Source organism: Staphylococcus sp. FW104-15G4D (assembly GCF_058790135.1).
Window position 1 is genome coordinate 205,729 of the sequence record NZ_JBYTCH010000001.1, and the last position, 14,931, is coordinate 220,659.

11 protein-coding genes are annotated in these 14,931 nt (G+C 32.3%); 9 read left to right on the plus strand and 2 right to left on the minus strand.

Annotation, left to right across the window (positions count from 1 at the left end):
• Positions 1–8: 8 nt before the first annotated feature.
• The 3 genes from AC3WQX_RS01025 (at position 9) to ltaS (ending at position 4,236) form a co-directional block, all read left to right on the plus strand.
• Positions 9–719 carry a 5-oxoprolinase subunit B family protein gene (locus tag AC3WQX_RS01025; RefSeq protein ID WP_002433099.1) on the plus strand — a complete coding sequence of 237 codons (711 nt, stop codon included), beginning with the start codon at positions 9–11 and terminating at the stop codon, positions 717–719.
• The gene (locus tag AC3WQX_RS01030) at positions 703–1,707 is read left to right on the plus strand and encodes a 5-oxoprolinase subunit C family protein (RefSeq protein ID WP_023350675.1); all 1,005 of its coding nucleotides are present in this window, start codon (positions 703–705) and stop codon (positions 1,705–1,707) included. Before AC3WQX_RS01025 ends, AC3WQX_RS01030 begins: the two co-directional genes overlap by 17 nt.
• Positions 1,708–2,295: 588 nt before the next feature.
• Positions 2,296–4,236: a polyglycerol-phosphate lipoteichoic acid synthase LtaS gene (gene ltaS / locus AC3WQX_RS01035; RefSeq protein ID WP_002433215.1), complete on the plus strand. Its 1,941-nt coding sequence runs from the start codon at positions 2,296–2,298 to the stop codon at positions 4,234–4,236.
• A 177-nt stretch (positions 4,237–4,413) separates the two neighbouring features.
• Here the strand turns inward: ltaS and AC3WQX_RS01040 are convergent, their stop codons facing one another.
• A complete protein-coding gene (locus tag AC3WQX_RS01040) occupies positions 4,414–5,229 on the minus strand; it encodes a ZIP family metal transporter (protein ID WP_002433109.1) in 816 nt (271 codons plus the stop codon).
• 121 nt (positions 5,230–5,350) lie between these two features.
• Here AC3WQX_RS01040 and AC3WQX_RS01045 point away from each other — a divergent pair, with 121 nt between their 5' ends.
• The 6 genes from AC3WQX_RS01045 (at position 5,351) to AC3WQX_RS01070 (ending at position 13,689) form a co-directional block, all read left to right on the plus strand.
• Entirely contained in the window at positions 5,351–7,240 is a 1,890-nt protein-coding gene (locus AC3WQX_RS01045; protein ID WP_171817101.1) for an ABC-F family ATP-binding cassette domain-containing protein, read from the plus strand.
• Positions 7,241–7,250: 10 nt separating this feature from the next.
• Positions 7,251–9,032, plus strand: coding sequence for a DNA helicase RecQ (recQ, locus tag AC3WQX_RS01050; protein WP_492739923.1), 1,782 nt, complete (start codon positions 7,251–7,253; stop codon positions 9,030–9,032).
• 292 nt (positions 9,033–9,324) lie between these two features.
• The gene (locus AC3WQX_RS01055) at positions 9,325–10,302 is read left to right on the plus strand and encodes an ABC transporter ATP-binding protein (RefSeq protein ID WP_037560675.1); all 978 of its coding nucleotides are present in this window, start codon (positions 9,325–9,327) and stop codon (positions 10,300–10,302) included.
• Positions 10,295–11,809, plus strand: coding sequence for an ABC transporter permease/substrate-binding protein (locus AC3WQX_RS01060; protein ID WP_023350670.1), 1,515 nt, complete (start codon positions 10,295–10,297; stop codon positions 11,807–11,809). The genes AC3WQX_RS01055 and AC3WQX_RS01060 overlap by 8 nt, the downstream gene beginning before the upstream one ends.
• Positions 11,810–11,955: 146 nt before the next feature.
• Entirely contained in the window at positions 11,956–13,011 is a 1,056-nt protein-coding gene (gene hisC, locus AC3WQX_RS01065; RefSeq protein ID WP_023350669.1) for a histidinol-phosphate transaminase, read from the plus strand.
• A 144-nt stretch (positions 13,012–13,155) separates the two neighbouring features.
• Positions 13,156–13,689, plus strand: a complete 534-nt coding sequence (locus AC3WQX_RS01070) for a 5' nucleotidase, NT5C type (RefSeq protein ID WP_002433463.1) — start codon at positions 13,156–13,158, stop codon at positions 13,687–13,689.
• Between the two features lie 174 nt (positions 13,690–13,863).
• Here the strand turns inward: AC3WQX_RS01070 and AC3WQX_RS01075 are convergent, their stop codons facing one another.
• Positions 13,864–14,790 (minus strand): diacylglycerol/lipid kinase family protein, encoded by a 927-nt coding sequence (locus tag AC3WQX_RS01075; RefSeq protein WP_002433375.1) that lies wholly within the window; start codon positions 14,788–14,790, stop codon positions 13,864–13,866.
• Between the last annotated feature and the right edge of the window lie 141 nt (positions 14,791–14,931).

The following is a 14,931-nucleotide window of genomic DNA, read 5'->3' on the forward strand; positions in this document are numbered from 1 at the left end:
GTGGAAATATGAAAATATACAGTCAAGGCGACCAAGCTATTGTTGTATCTATTGAAAAAGATGTATCTCAAAACCTTACAGAGGATTTATTAGCATTAAGATCATATTTAATTGATAAAGCATATCCATTTATTACTGAAATTGTACCTACAGAATCTGATTTGATGATTTGCTATGATGCTAGAGACATGATTAAACATCACAATATTCAATCACCATTTTTATATATGAAAGCTTTAATTGATTCAATACAAATGGAAATTAACCACCATGAGGGTGAACAACAACTTATTGAAGTACCCATCGTATATGGTGATGAATTTGGTCCAGACCTCCCTGAATTATTGAAGCATCTTAAACTTAAATTATCGGACTTTATACAATTACATACCGGTGCGAACTACTTTGTTTCAATGATGGGATATTCTCCTGGGTTTCCGTATTTAACGGGTATGCATAAAAAGTTACATGTTAATCATACGAGTAAACACAAAAAATTTATCCCAGCTGGTTCAGTCATTCTTGAGGGGAAAAAATGTGGAATTGTAACTACTGATACGTATAACGATTGGTTGGTCATAGGATATACACCACTTAAATTATTCTTTCCTAATCAAGAAGATTTTACGTTATTTAAATTAGGGGACAATGTAACTTTCAAAGCGAAAGAGAAAAACGATATAGAGCTAGGAGATTTTAAACATGTCAATCATAATTGAAAATAGTGGGCTATTTAGTAGTTTTCAAGATTTTGGGCGAGATGGTTATGAACATGACGGCGTAATACCTGGTGGGGCTTTAGATGATTTAGCTCATGAAATTGCAAACCGACTTGTAGCCAATGACAAAAATGAAGCTACGCTTGAAATGACACATAAAATGGCAACGATTCGTTTTACTGAACCTGCGTTGATTGCTTTAACTGGTGGTAATTTCAAAGCCGAAACTCAAAATATAAAAGTATACCCTAATAAATTATATCTTATAGAAAAAGGGGAAGTACTTAAATTTAAAGAAACAAGTCGCACCTCACGTGTATATCTAGCAATTGGTGGAGGATTTAAGTTAGATAGATGGCTTGATTCTACGTCTACAGATTTCAATGTTAAAGTAGGTGGTTTTAAAGGGAGAAAATTGGAGAACGGGGATGAAGTAGAATTAAAACGCGACTATTCTAAACGTCATATTAAATTATTTGAGAACTTAGCTAAAACACGGACAACGGATTGGGGAATAGATGGATATGCACTATCCTTTAACTACATTTCAGACGTATTTCATGTAGTTAAGAACAAAGGTACCGAGGATTTTAAGAAGGATGCTATTCAACGTTTTACGTTAACTGATTATAAAGTATCTAGTAAAACGAATAGAGTAGGAATGTTATTAGATGGTCAGAAAATCAAAGCCTATTATGATGATATGCCGGCACATCAATCAGTTAAAAAAGGAACAATACAAGTTAAAAGAGATGGTACACCTATCGTTTTATTAAATGATCACTATACATTAGGAAGTTATCCTCAAATTGGAACAATAGCAAGTTATCATTTAACAAAGTTAGCTCAAAAACCTCAAGGGTCTAAATTAAAATTCCAATTTATAGATATTGAAACAGCGGAGAAGAATTTGATTAAGTATAGTAACTGGTTAAACCAGCTGTTTCATGGTATTGAGTATCGTATGCAACTTGAAATGATGAAATAGCTAGTTGAAGATGATAAATTAAAGTTTTTTATTAGCTAGTACTAAAGTATGATGAAATGATTGGGATAAATAATTATAATTAGATATTGTTTTATAAAATCTTTGAGTCGCACAACTATTTGATTTATTTGTATTAGTGACAACAACATACATTTATATCGTGTTTTTACTTGATATTTGTAACACATTACTATATATTTATAAATTGAACTATGTATTATTGTTACAATATGATTACAAACATCATAATTTCTTAATAAAAAGTTAACATCTTTAAAGTATGAGTTAGTACTAAACTTTATTACGAACTAGCTTACATTGAATTATTAATAATGAATTTTATAAAATGAATAAATAGTTATCAAACACTGAGCCAATGGAACATTAAAGGAAATAAAAATAACCAGTAAATATTGAATTGTCGGAAAGCGACAATATATCATTTTGATAATTAAGTATTAAATCCAAAGTACGTATTAAGTTTTATAATTAATTTCTGATTATCAACTTTGAAATTTTTTATTTGATTATTAAACATTGTGATAAATGTATAAAAATGATTTATTACTATTAACGGAGGAAACAAACATGAGTTTACCCAAAAAGAAAATTAGTCTTTTTGCGTTCTTCTTATTAACGGTATTCACGATTACCTTGAAGACGTATTTTTCATATTATGTTGATTTTTCTTTAGGTGTTAAGGGATTAGTTCAAAACTTAATATTACTTATGAATCCTTATAGTTTAATTGCACTAACTTTGAGTGTGTTCTTATTCTTTAAAGGTAAGAAAGCTTTCTGGTTCATGTTTATTGGGGGATTCCTATTAACGTTTCTACTTTATGCAAACGTTGTATACTTCCGATTCTTCTCAGACTTTTTAACATTTAGCACATTGAACCAAGCAGGTAACGTTGAATCAATGGGTGGCGCTGTCGGAGCATCATTTAAATGGTACGACTTCGTTTATTTCATTGATACGATTATTTACCTTATTATTTTAATTTTTAAACGTAATTGGTTGGATACAAGAGCATTTAGTAAGAAATTTGTTCCAGTTGTAATGGCAGCTTCAGTGGCATTATTCTTTTTAAACTTAGCATTTGCAGAAACAGATAGACCTGAATTATTAACTAGAACATTTGACCATAAATATCTTGTTAAATACTTAGGTCCTTATAACTTTACTGTTTATGATGGCGTGAAAACAATCCAAAACAATCAACAAAAGGCACTTGCTTCTGAAGATGATTTAACTAAAGTTTTAAATTATACAAAGCAAAAGCGCACTGAACCAAATCAAGAGTATTATGGTGTAGCGAAAAAGAAAAATATTATTAAAATACACTTGGAAAGTTTCCAAACTTTCTTAATTAACAAAAAGGTAAACGGTAAAGAAGTTACCCCATTCTTGAATAAATTATCAAGTGGTAAACAAGACTTTACTTATTTCCCTAACTTCTTCCATCAAACTGGACAAGGTAAAACATCCGATGCCGAGTTTACTATGGATAATAGTTTATATGGATTACCACAAGGTTCTGCATATTCACTTAAAGGCGATAACACTTATCAATCATTACCAGCTATTTTAGATCAAAAAGAAGGTTACACTTCAAACGTAATGCACGGTGACTATAAAACATTCTGGAACCGTGACCAAGTGTACAAACATTTTGGTATTGATAAGTTCTATGATGCAACATATTTTGATATGTCTGATGATAATATTGTTAACCTTGGTCTTAAAGATAAACCGTTCTTTAAAGCATCAGCCGACTATCAATCTAAAATGAAAAAACCGTTCTACTCTCATATGATTACATTAACGAACCACTATCCATTCACATTGGATGAAAAAGATGCATCAATTGATAAACCTAACACAGGTGACACAACAGTAGATGGTTACATTCAAACAGCACATTATCTTGACCAAGCTTTAGAAGAGTACATTACTGATCTTAAGAAAAAAGGTCTTTACGATAATTCAGTTATTATGATTTACGGTGACCACTATGGTATCTCTGAAAATCATAACAACGCTATGGAAAAACTATTAGGTGAGAAAATCACTCCAGCTAAATTTACTGATTTAAACCGTACTGGTTTCTGGTTGAAAATACCTGGTAAATCAGGTGGCGTAAATAAAGAGTATGCTGGCCAAATGGACGTTATGCCAACAATTCTGCACCTAGTAGGTATCGACAGTAAGAACTACTTAATGTTTGGTACAGACATGTTCTCTAAACAACATAATGATGTTGTACCATTTAGAAACGGTGACTTTATTACTAAAGATTATAAATACGTAAATGGTAAACTTTACTCCAATAAAGATAATGAATTACTAACGAAGAAACCTAAGGACTTCGACAAGAATAAGAAACAAGTTGAGAAAGATCTTGAAATGAGTGATAGCGTTCTTAACGGTGACTTATTCAGATTCTACAAAAATCCTGACTTCAAGAAAATTAACCCATCTAAGTATGAATACAAAACAGGTCCTAAAGGTAACGAGAAAAAATAATACTACACATCAATCTGGATTGAGTAGCTAAACCAAGTTTACTCAATCCAGATTTTTCCATTTCACAAAAAAGAGGGCTATCAGATTCTTCGCTTATCGCGAAACAATTTATCTGATAGTCCTCTTTTGTATATAAGCAAAAATTAATCTAAATTAATTAATGTAACTTAAATAAAACTAACCAAGTGCAACATCAAGTATCATCATAATCGTAAACCCAATCATTAAGCTCATTGTAGCTAAATCAGTATTATTACTTGATTGAGAATCTGGGATAAGTTCTTCAACGACGACAAAGATCATCGCACCAGCGGCAAAGGCTAATGCATAAGGTAAAACGGGATTTACAACTAAGATAGCAGCTGCACCAATTGTTGCAAAAATAGGCTCAACAATAGCTGAAGCTTGCCCATAATTGAAAGATTTCAATCGAGAAGCACCTGCAGCTCTTATTGGCATGGATAATGCAGCACCTTCAGGAATATTTTGAATACCAATACCTATAGCAAGACCTATTGCACCTAAGAAAGTGGCTTGTCCATTACCTGAGACAACGCCCCCAAACGCTACACCAATTGATAATCCCTCGGGAATATTGTGTAGCGTAATTGCTAATACAAGTAATGTATTTTTACCGAGTGATGTTTTCACACCTTCACGCTGTTGATTTTTATCTTGAGCATTTTGATGAATATGAGGAATAACATAATCTAATGCTCGAATAAAGAAGCCACCAAGAATAAAACCTATTGCAGCAGGAAGCCATGGAACCGAACTTCCTTTACTCGACTCAATAGCAGGTTCTAATAACGACCAAAAACTTGCCGCTATCATAATACCTGCTGCAAAACCTTGCATTGAGTTTAAAACTTTATCATTTACCTTCTTAAACACAAAAACAGCTGCCGCACCAAGCGCAGTTAATAACCACGTGATGATACCAGCTGTGAGTGCTTGAATATATGGTGGCAGATTTTCAAAGAATTGTGCCATAAGTATGTCTCCTTGTATCATTTAAGTCTAAAAAGGTGTATAATATATAGAACTGAATTAAGCTTAACAAAATTATTTTAAAAATTCGATAGTTGACAATATTCTTTATTTGAAAAGGAAGATAAGCATGGAAGCATATAAAATTGAACATTTAAATAAATCCTATGCAGATAAAGTCATATTCGACAATTTAAATTTATCTATCTCAGAACATGAAAGAATTGGTCTTGTAGGAATTAATGGTACAGGGAAGAGTACATTACTCAAGGTTATCGGTGGCATAGATGAAGATTTTACTGCAGATATTACTCACCCTAATAAATATCGAATACGTTATTCATCTCAGAAGCAAGATTTAGATGGAGATATGACAGTATTTGAAGCAGTATTAAGTTCGGACACACCTACATTAAGTATTATTAAAGCATACGAAAGTGCTGTAAATGCTTATGCAGCTGATCAAAGTGAAACAAAATTAAATACTATGATGCGTGCGCAAGAAGCAATGGATAGGAATGAAGCGTGGGACTATAATGCTGAAATTAAAACGATATTATCAAAATTAGGTATTAATGATACTAATAAATATGTTCGAGAGCTTTCAGGTGGTCAACAAAAACGTGTTGTTCTAGCTAAGACGCTTATTGAACAACCAGATTTATTGCTACTTGATGAGCCCACAAACCATTTAGATTTTGAGTCCATTAACTGGTTAATTAATTATGTAAAACAATACCCGCATACTGTTTTATTTGTAACCCACGATCGTTATTTCCTAAATGAAGTATCTACTCGTATCATTGAATTAGATAGAGGGAAGTTAAATGCATACCCAGGTAATTACGAAGATTACATAGCAATGCGTGCTGAAAATGAGATAATTGAACAAAAGCAACAGCAAAAGCAAAAAGCACTATATAAACAAGAATTAGCTTGGATGCGAGCGGGAGCTAAGGCGAGAACAACTAAACAACAAGCACGTATTAACCGATTTAATGATCTTGAATCAGAAGTAAAGAGTCACCATTCTCAAGATAAAGGAGAATTGAACCTTGCATATTCTAGGCTTGGTAAACAAGTTTATGAATTAGATCATGTAACGAAGTCGATTAAAGACAGAGTATTATTTAAAGATATTACTGAAATTATTCAAAGTGGGCAACGCATAGGCGTTGTAGGGCCTAATGGCGCAGGTAAAACAACATTACTAAATATACTAAGTAATGAGGACCATGACTTTGATGGAGAGTTAAAGATTGGGCAGACTGTTAAGGTAGCCTATTTTAAACAAACAGAGGAAACGTTAAATCGCGACATTAGAATGATTGATTATTTACGTGAAGAAAGTGAAGTGGCTAAAGAGAAAGATGGAACTTCGATTTCTGTCACTCAATTATTAGAGCGATTCCTATTTCCAAGTTCTACTCATGGTAAGAAAATTTATAAACTATCCGGTGGAGAACAAAAAAGACTTTATTTATTACGTCTATTAGTACATAAACCTAATGTACTTTTACTAGATGAGCCAACAAACGAATTAGATACTGAAACGCTCACTATTTTAGAGGATTATATCGATGATTTCGGTGGTTCTGTAATAACTGTTAGTCACGATCGATATTTTCTTAACAAAGTTGCACAAGAGTATTGGTATATTCATGATGGTTACATGGAAAAAATCAAAGGTACATTTGAAGATTATGAGGCTTATAAGAAAGAACAAGATAGGCAAACATCATTAGCTAAACAATCTGCACAACAATCTAAACAACAGGCGCAAACAAGAAAGAAATCAGGGTTATCTTATAAAGAAAAATTAGAATACGAAACAATTATGACACGTATTGAAGAGACGGAAGAAAGATTGGAAGTCATTGATGAAGAAATGGTAGCCGCCAGTGCGGATTATGGCAAAATCAAAGAACTAAATGAAGAAAAAGAACAACTTGAACAAACATATGAAGCAGACATCACAAGATGGAGTGAACTTGAGGAAATAAAAGAACAATAAGGAGAATGAAATCATGCAAGAAACTTTATCGCATTATTTTGGTTACGAAACATTTCGACCTGGACAAAAGGAGATTATAACCAAAATATTAGACCATCGCAATACGCTTGGAGTTCTTCCAACCGGTGGCGGTAAATCAATATGCTATCAAGTACCAGGACTAATGCTTGGAGGCACGACGATTGTTATAAGTCCACTTATTTCATTAATGAAAGACCAAGTTGATCAGCTCAAAGCGATGGGCATCAAAGCTGCTTATTTAAACAGTAGTCTGACTCAGAAGCAACAAAAAGAGGTTGAACAAGAACTTAAGCAGGGTGACATTCAATTCTTATATGTAGCACCTGAGAGATTTGAGAACTCTTATTTCTTAAATTTACTTCGAAAAGTCAATATTCATTTAGTTGCATTTGATGAAGCACATTGTATTTCTAAATGGGGTCATGATTTTAGACCAAGTTATCAAAGTGTTATTCACAGAGTATTTTCTTTACCTCAAGATTTCACGATTGTAGCGTTAACAGCTACCGCTACGGCTGAAGTTCAACAGGACATTATGGAAAAGTTAAACATCGGCAAAAATGACGAAATTAAGACGAGCACGAAACGTCGCAATTTAATTTTCAGAGTGAACCCAACGTACCAACGTCAAAAATTTGTAGTGGACTACGTGACTAGTCATGAAGGACAAGCAGGTATTATTTATTGTTCAACTCGTAAACAGGTTGAAGAGTTAAATGAAGCTTTAGAAAATGAAAACGTTAAAAGTACAATTTATCATGCTGGTCTCACAAATAAAGAACGTGAAGAAGCGCAAAACGATTTTCTATACGATCGTGTAGAAGTGGTTGTCGCTACAAATGCCTTTGGAATGGGAATAGACAAATCAAATGTGCGCTATGTGGTTCATTATAATATGCCTGGAGATATAGAAACTTATTATCAAGAAGCTGGACGTGCTGGTCGTGATGGTTTAAAAAGTGAATGTATCCTATTATTTAGTGAACGAGATAAGGGCTTACATGAGTATTTTATTACTGTTTCACAAGCAGATGATGATTATAAGGATAAAATGGGTGAAAAACTCACTAAAATGCTTCAATATACGAAGACTAAGAAATGTCTCGAGGCAACGATTGTGCATTACTTTGAACCAAATGAAAATTTAGAAGAATGCGATCAATGCAGTAATTGTGTACAAGAAAATAAAACATATGATATGACACGTGAAGCTAAAATGATAATAAGTTGTATAGCTAGAATGAAACAACAAGAGAGCTATAGCGTTATTATTCAAGTATTAAGAGGCGAAATTACAGACTATATAAAATACAATGATTACGATCAACTTACAACTCATGGGTTGATGAAAAACTACACTACATCTGAATTAGCGCATTTAATTGACGAGTTACGTTTTAAAGGTTATCTCAATGAAAATGATGAAATCCTCATATGTGATAATTCAGTTAAAGATTTACTTAATGATAGTACGAAAGTTTATACTACGCCGTTTAAACAAAAAAGCAAAGAAAAGGTTTATATCAATACGGTCGAAGGTGTCGATCACGCACTTTATAGTGAACTTGTTGAAGTACGTAAACAACTTAGTGATAAATTAGATATCCCTCCAGTGAATATTTTTTCTGATTATACACTTGAAGAATTTGCGAAACGTAAACCAGAAACTAAACAAGAAATGATTTCAATAGATGGAGTAGGAAGCTATAAATTGAAGCATTACTGTCCAAAGTTTTTAGAAAAAATACAGACCTATAAAACAAGTATATAATACATTATCCTAACAACGACAAAGTCTATCTTATCTAGATTTTGTCGTTGTTTTTAAATTAACGCGTAATTTTTGAACTATTGATGATATCAAATTTGCAAAAATAAAATACTCTCTTCTAAAACGCCTATAAGTATATTTGATTCATATACTATTTTTAATAAGTGTAGAAAATTTGAAAAATTCAATAATATAAAGCTTAATAAAATGTTATTTTCTCATTAAAAGTGATTTAATAGGGAATATAGATTAAAAATTGTCTACTATTAGTAGAATGAACGAAGGTGAAATTGTGATTAAATTTAAGAATGTTACGAAACGATATGGGAATAATACAGCAGTAGATAATGTAAGTTTTAATATTAAAGAAGGGGAATTTTTCGTGTTAATTGGACCATCAGGGTGTGGAAAAACGACAACACTTAAAATGATTAATCGCTTAATTCCATTAAGTGAAGGATATATTTATTTTAAAGATAAACCTATTAGTGATTACCCAGTATATGAAATGCGTTGGGACATTGGATACGTCTTACAACAAATTGCTTTATTTCCACATATGACTATAAAAGAAAATGTTGCACAAGTACCTCAAATGAAGAAATGGAAAGATAAAGATATCGATCAACGTGTAGACGAATTATTAAATATGGTTGGTTTAGAACCTGAAAAATTTAAAAATCGAAAACCTGATGAATTGTCAGGTGGACAGCGACAACGTGTAGGTGTGGTAAGAGCCTTGGCAGCAGATCCTCCTGTCATTATTATGGATGAACCATTTAGTGCATTAGATCCTATAAGTAGAGAAAAATTACAAGATGATTTAATTGAGCTACAAACTAAAATTAAAAAGACTATTGTCTTTGTTACACATGATATTCACGAAGCAATGAAATTGGGAGATAGAATTTGCCTATTAAATGATGGTCATGTTGAACAAATTGATACACCGCAAGGTTTCAAAGATCATCCTCAAACTGACTTTGTAAAACAATTTATGGGAAGTCACCTTGAACAACAATCTCAAAACAGACTGACTAATATAAAAATTAAAGAATTAAATATACATCGTCCTTTAGAAGGAATGTCAGATACATCAAGTTATCCTGAAGTGAATGAGAATCAGAAAGTAGAGGACATCTATCATCTTCTAGCACAAACAGATGCTGTTATTGTTAATGATAGTAACAAGCAAAATCAGTATTTACTAAAACGTGAAGACATCTTCAACTATTTAGCTGAAAGAAAGGAGAACGTCACACATGCATGAGTTTCTAAACACGTTAAGTGATAGAAAAGGACAACTTCTTTCTACGATTATTGAACACATCCAAATTTCATTTATCGCATTATTAATTGCAACTATTATTGCAGTACCTTTAGGAATACTATTAACGAAAACTAAAAAAATATCAGAGATTGTAATGAATATCGCTGCGGTATTACAAACTATTCCTTCTCTAGCATTATTAGGTCTGATGATACCAATATTTGGAATTGGACGAGTGCCTGCAATCATTGCTTTAGTTGTATATGCTTTACTGCCTATATTGCGTAATACATATACTGGTATAGAAGAAGTAGATCCATCTTTAGTTGAAGCGGCTAAAGGTATTGGCATGAAACCATTTAGAAGACTTACGAAGGTAGAGCTACCTATTGCGATGCCTGTTATTATGGCAGGTATACGTACTGCAATGGTATTAATTATCGGAACTGCTACTTTAGCAGCACTTATTGGTGCTGGTGGTTTAGGGGATCTTATTTTACTAGGTATAGATCGTAATGATAGTTCACTTATTTTAATTGGTGCGATTCCAGCAGCTTTATTAGCTATTATTTTCGATTTAATATTAAGATATATGGAGAAGCTTTCATATAAGAAAATATTAATTACTCTTGGTGCAATTGTACTAGTTATTTTATTGGCAATTGTAATTCCGCTGTTTGCACAAAAGGGTGACAAGATTACGCTTGCGGGTAAATTAGGTTCAGAACCTTCAGTTATTACTAACATGTATAAAATCTTAATTGAAGATGAAACAGATGACACTGTTGATGTTAAAGACGGAATGGGTAAAACATCGTTTTTATTTAATGCCTTGAAATCTGATGATATAGATGGTTATTTAGAGTTTACGGGTACTGTGTTAGGTGAGCTTACTAAAGAAGACTTAAAATCTAAAAAAGAACCAGCAGTATATCAACAGGCAAAGACAAGTTTAGAGAAGAAAGATCACATGACGATGCTTAAACCAATGAAATATAATAATACGTATGCGTTAGCAGTTAAACGAGACTTTGCAAAGAAAAATAATATTAAGACAATCGGCGATTTACAAAAGGTTGAAGATAAACTTAAACCAGGATTTACATTAGAATTTAACGATCGTCCTGATGGTTTTAAAGCCGTTAAAAAGGCGTATAATCTTAATATTTCTAATGTGAAAACAATGGAACCAAAGCTACGTTATACAGCTGTTGAAAAAGGAGACATTAATTTAATCGATGCGTATTCAACAGATGCTGAATTAAAACAATATAATATGGTTGTGTTGAAAGACGATAAACACGTATTCCCACCTTACCAAGGTGCACCAATGTTTAAAGAAAAATTCCTTAAAGAACATCCTGAAGTTAAGAAACCACTGAATAAATTAGCTGGAAAAATTACAGATGAACAAATGCAAGAAATGAACTACAAAGTAACAGTTAAAAAGCAAGATCCTTATAAAGTAGCCAAAGATTATTTGAAAAAAGAAGGGTTAATTAAATAATATTTATTGAATTCCTGACACGATGAAATGTCAGGAATTTTTATTTATTAGCCATTAAAGGTTCATTGATTTTAAAATGCATTATTGTTTATAATTAATATTAAGTTTTTGAAAATTTCAGTCAATTTAGAGGGGGATGCTCAACTATGAAAAGTCAGTTAGATCAATTATGTGCATATGAACCTGGTCTTTCTCCAGAAGCATTAAAAAAAGAGTATGGTATTGAGGGTGAATTATTCAAATTAGCATCAAATGAAAATTTATATGGACCTACGCCAAAAGCCAAAGAAGCAATCAAGCAACATTTAGATGAGCTATATTATTATCCCGAAAGTGGCTCACCAAGTCTAAGAAAAGCTATTAGTAAACATTTAAATGTCGACGAATCACGTATTTTATTTGGGGCCGGCCTTGATGAAGTAATATTAATGATTTCAAGAGCGGTGTTAACACCTGGAGATAAAATTGTGACGAGTGAAGCTACTTTTGGACAGTACTATCATAATGCTATCGTCGAGTCAGCCGAGGTTGTTCAAGTTCCACTTAAAGAGGGTGGGTTTGATCTAGAAGGTATCCTACAAAGTATTGATGATCATACAGCTCTAGTTTGGTTATGTAATCCTAATAACCCAACTGGTACATATTTTGATCAAGAAACGCTAAATGATTTCTTGGAACGTGTGCCGAGTCATATTCCGGTATTAATTGATGAAGCGTATGTTGAATTTGTAACTGCACCAGATTTTCCTAACACTTTAGAGTTACAAGAAACATTTGAGAATGCTTTTTTACTGCGCACATTTTCTAAAGCTTATGGCTTGGCTGGATTAAGAGTAGGTTACGTAGTTGCTTCTTCTGATGCTATTGAAAAGTGGAACATCATTAGACCACCATTCAACGTTACTAGAATCTCAGAATATGCAGCAATTGCTGCACTAGAAGACCAAGCGTATTTGAAAGAAATTACTCATAAAAATGCTATAGAACGTGAGAAATTTTATCAAATTCCTCAAAGTAAGCACTTTTTACCAAGTCAAACTAATTTCATCTTTGTAAAAACCAACAATAGTAAAGCGTTATATGATGAGTTACTAAAGGTAGGATGTATTACTAGACCTTTTCCGGATGGTGTAAGAATTACGATTGGATTTCCTGAACAAAATAAGAAGATGTTAGAAGTATTAAAAGACTTCAATTATTAAGATGTTCTAATATTTATATATTTAAAAGTTAAAAGGGTGTAGTGCAGAATGAAGATTTTTGAATGAATACTGTGCTACACTTTAATATTTGCTATACTAAATCATGTATTTAAGTTTCAAAATCATTAGGGAGTGTACTTTAGAATGTCTCGAAAGAAAATAGCTATAGATATGGATGAAGTCTTAGCTGATACGCTAGGTGAAATTATTGATGCAGTAAATGAGAGAGCAAATCTTGGGATTTCCATCGAATCTTTAAATGGTAAAAAATTAAAACATATGATGCCTGAACATGAAGGATTAGTGACTGAAATATTAAGAGAGCCAGGTTTCTTTAGACGTTTGAAAGTGATGCCACACGCTCAAGACGTAGTTGAAAAATTAAATCATCATTATGACGTATATATAGCTACAGCAGCAATGGATGTGCCAACATCATTTCATGATAAATATGAATGGTTATTAGAATTCTTCCCATTCTTAAACCCACAACACTTTGTATTTTGTGGGAGAAAAAATATTGTGAATGCTGATTATTTAATAGATGATAATCCAAAGCAACTTGAGATTTTTGAAGGTAAATCAATTATGTTTACAGCATCTCATAATATAAATGATGATAGATTTGACCGTGTAAGTGGTTGGAAAGACGTTGAAGATTATTTCTTAGGTAACTAGAATTTCTTTATAAAACATATAAACGGCAACTTCTAATTGTTATTTCAATAGAGGTTGCCGTTCACTATTATTCAAAACTTTATGTTTTCTTATTTAAAATTGATTTATATTCATGAAGTTGCGAGTAAATAATTAACTTTATTTAAATCAAATACTTAGCCTAAATAAATCAACTTATGATTTACCAAATTCTGGAAAAGTAAGAAGTTGTATTGCTTTAGGTAAAACTTCAATTTCAATAGGTGTTTCTAAACTAATCTCACCATCTATATCGACTTTCATATTAGGTTCAGTGGATAGAGAAATATGTTGACCTGGAATATGGTCTATGCCCTCAGTAATTTCATTCCAATTCATACTATCTCTTTTCTTAAAAATATCATTTAAAATACTAAAACTTTGATCATCGAATATAAACGTATCAACTTTTCCATCTTGAGGAGAGAGGTCAGTTAAAGGAACGCGTCCGCCACCGATATTTGGGCCATTAGCTATAAGAAGCATAGAGGTATTACCAGTTTCTTCTCTTCCATCAACGTTGAGTTTAAAGTTGAATTTACTAGGATTCATTAGTGTTTTTACTGTTGATCCAATATAACTTAGCTTGCCAAAAACATCCTTAGAACCTTCTTGGACATTCTCAGCATTTTGAACTATTAGCCCTAAACCAACAAAGTTAAGGACAAATGTATCATTAACTTTCATTACATCATATGAACCAACTTGTGCTGAAAGTAATTGGGAACTTGCATTTTTAAAGTTAGAGTCTAAGTTTAATGTTTTAGTGAAGTCATTAAATGTTCCACCTGGGATAATACCCACTGGTAATTGTAAATCGTGTTGCATGACACCGTTTACCAGTTCATTAACAGTACCATCTCCACCTAAAATAAATAATATATCTATTTCTGAACCATATTTATCATTCTTAATAGATTCACAGTATTTGATAATGTCGCCTTCGTTTTCACTTAACTGAATTGATAAGTGCTTACACATTGAACTAAGTGATTTGGTTACCTCACCAAGTCCTTCATATATATCTTTTAAGCCACTATGCTCATGATAAAACAAGACACCATGGTTATATTTATTTTCCATTTTGAATGCCTACTTTCGTAAAATTCTCTTAGTTTAAGGGTTACCCTTTTTCGAGTAACAAAAGCAAATAATTAGAAATTATAACTATTATAAAATAAAAAAACCACAAGTCGAAAATAATCGACTTGTAGCTAGAGATAC

What these genes read in the sequence shown, in the direction of transcription:
- AC3WQX_RS01060 (WP_023350670.1), top strand. Translation starts at nt 10,295, where the DNA reads ATGCATGAGTTTCTAAACACGTTAAGTGATAGAAAAGGACAACTTCTT.
- hisC (WP_023350669.1), top strand. Translation starts at nt 11,956, where the DNA reads ATGAAAAGTCAGTTAGATCAATTATGTGCATATGAACCTGGTCTTTCT.
- AC3WQX_RS01040 (WP_002433109.1), bottom strand. Translation starts at nt 5,229, where the DNA reads ATGGCACAATTCTTTGAAAATCTGCCACCATATATTCAAGCACTCACA.
- AC3WQX_RS01075 (WP_002433375.1), bottom strand. Translation starts at nt 14,790, where the DNA reads ATGGAAAATAAATATAACCATGGTGTCTTGTTTTATCATGAGCATAGT.
- AC3WQX_RS01070 (WP_002433463.1), top strand. Translation starts at nt 13,156, where the DNA reads ATGTCTCGAAAGAAAATAGCTATAGATATGGATGAAGTCTTAGCTGAT.
- AC3WQX_RS01025 (WP_002433099.1), top strand. Translation starts at nt 9, where the DNA reads ATGAAAATATACAGTCAAGGCGACCAAGCTATTGTTGTATCTATTGAA.
- ltaS (WP_002433215.1), top strand. Translation starts at nt 2,296, where the DNA reads ATGAGTTTACCCAAAAAGAAAATTAGTCTTTTTGCGTTCTTCTTATTA.
- AC3WQX_RS01030 (WP_023350675.1), top strand. Translation starts at nt 703, where the DNA reads ATGTCAATCATAATTGAAAATAGTGGGCTATTTAGTAGTTTTCAAGAT.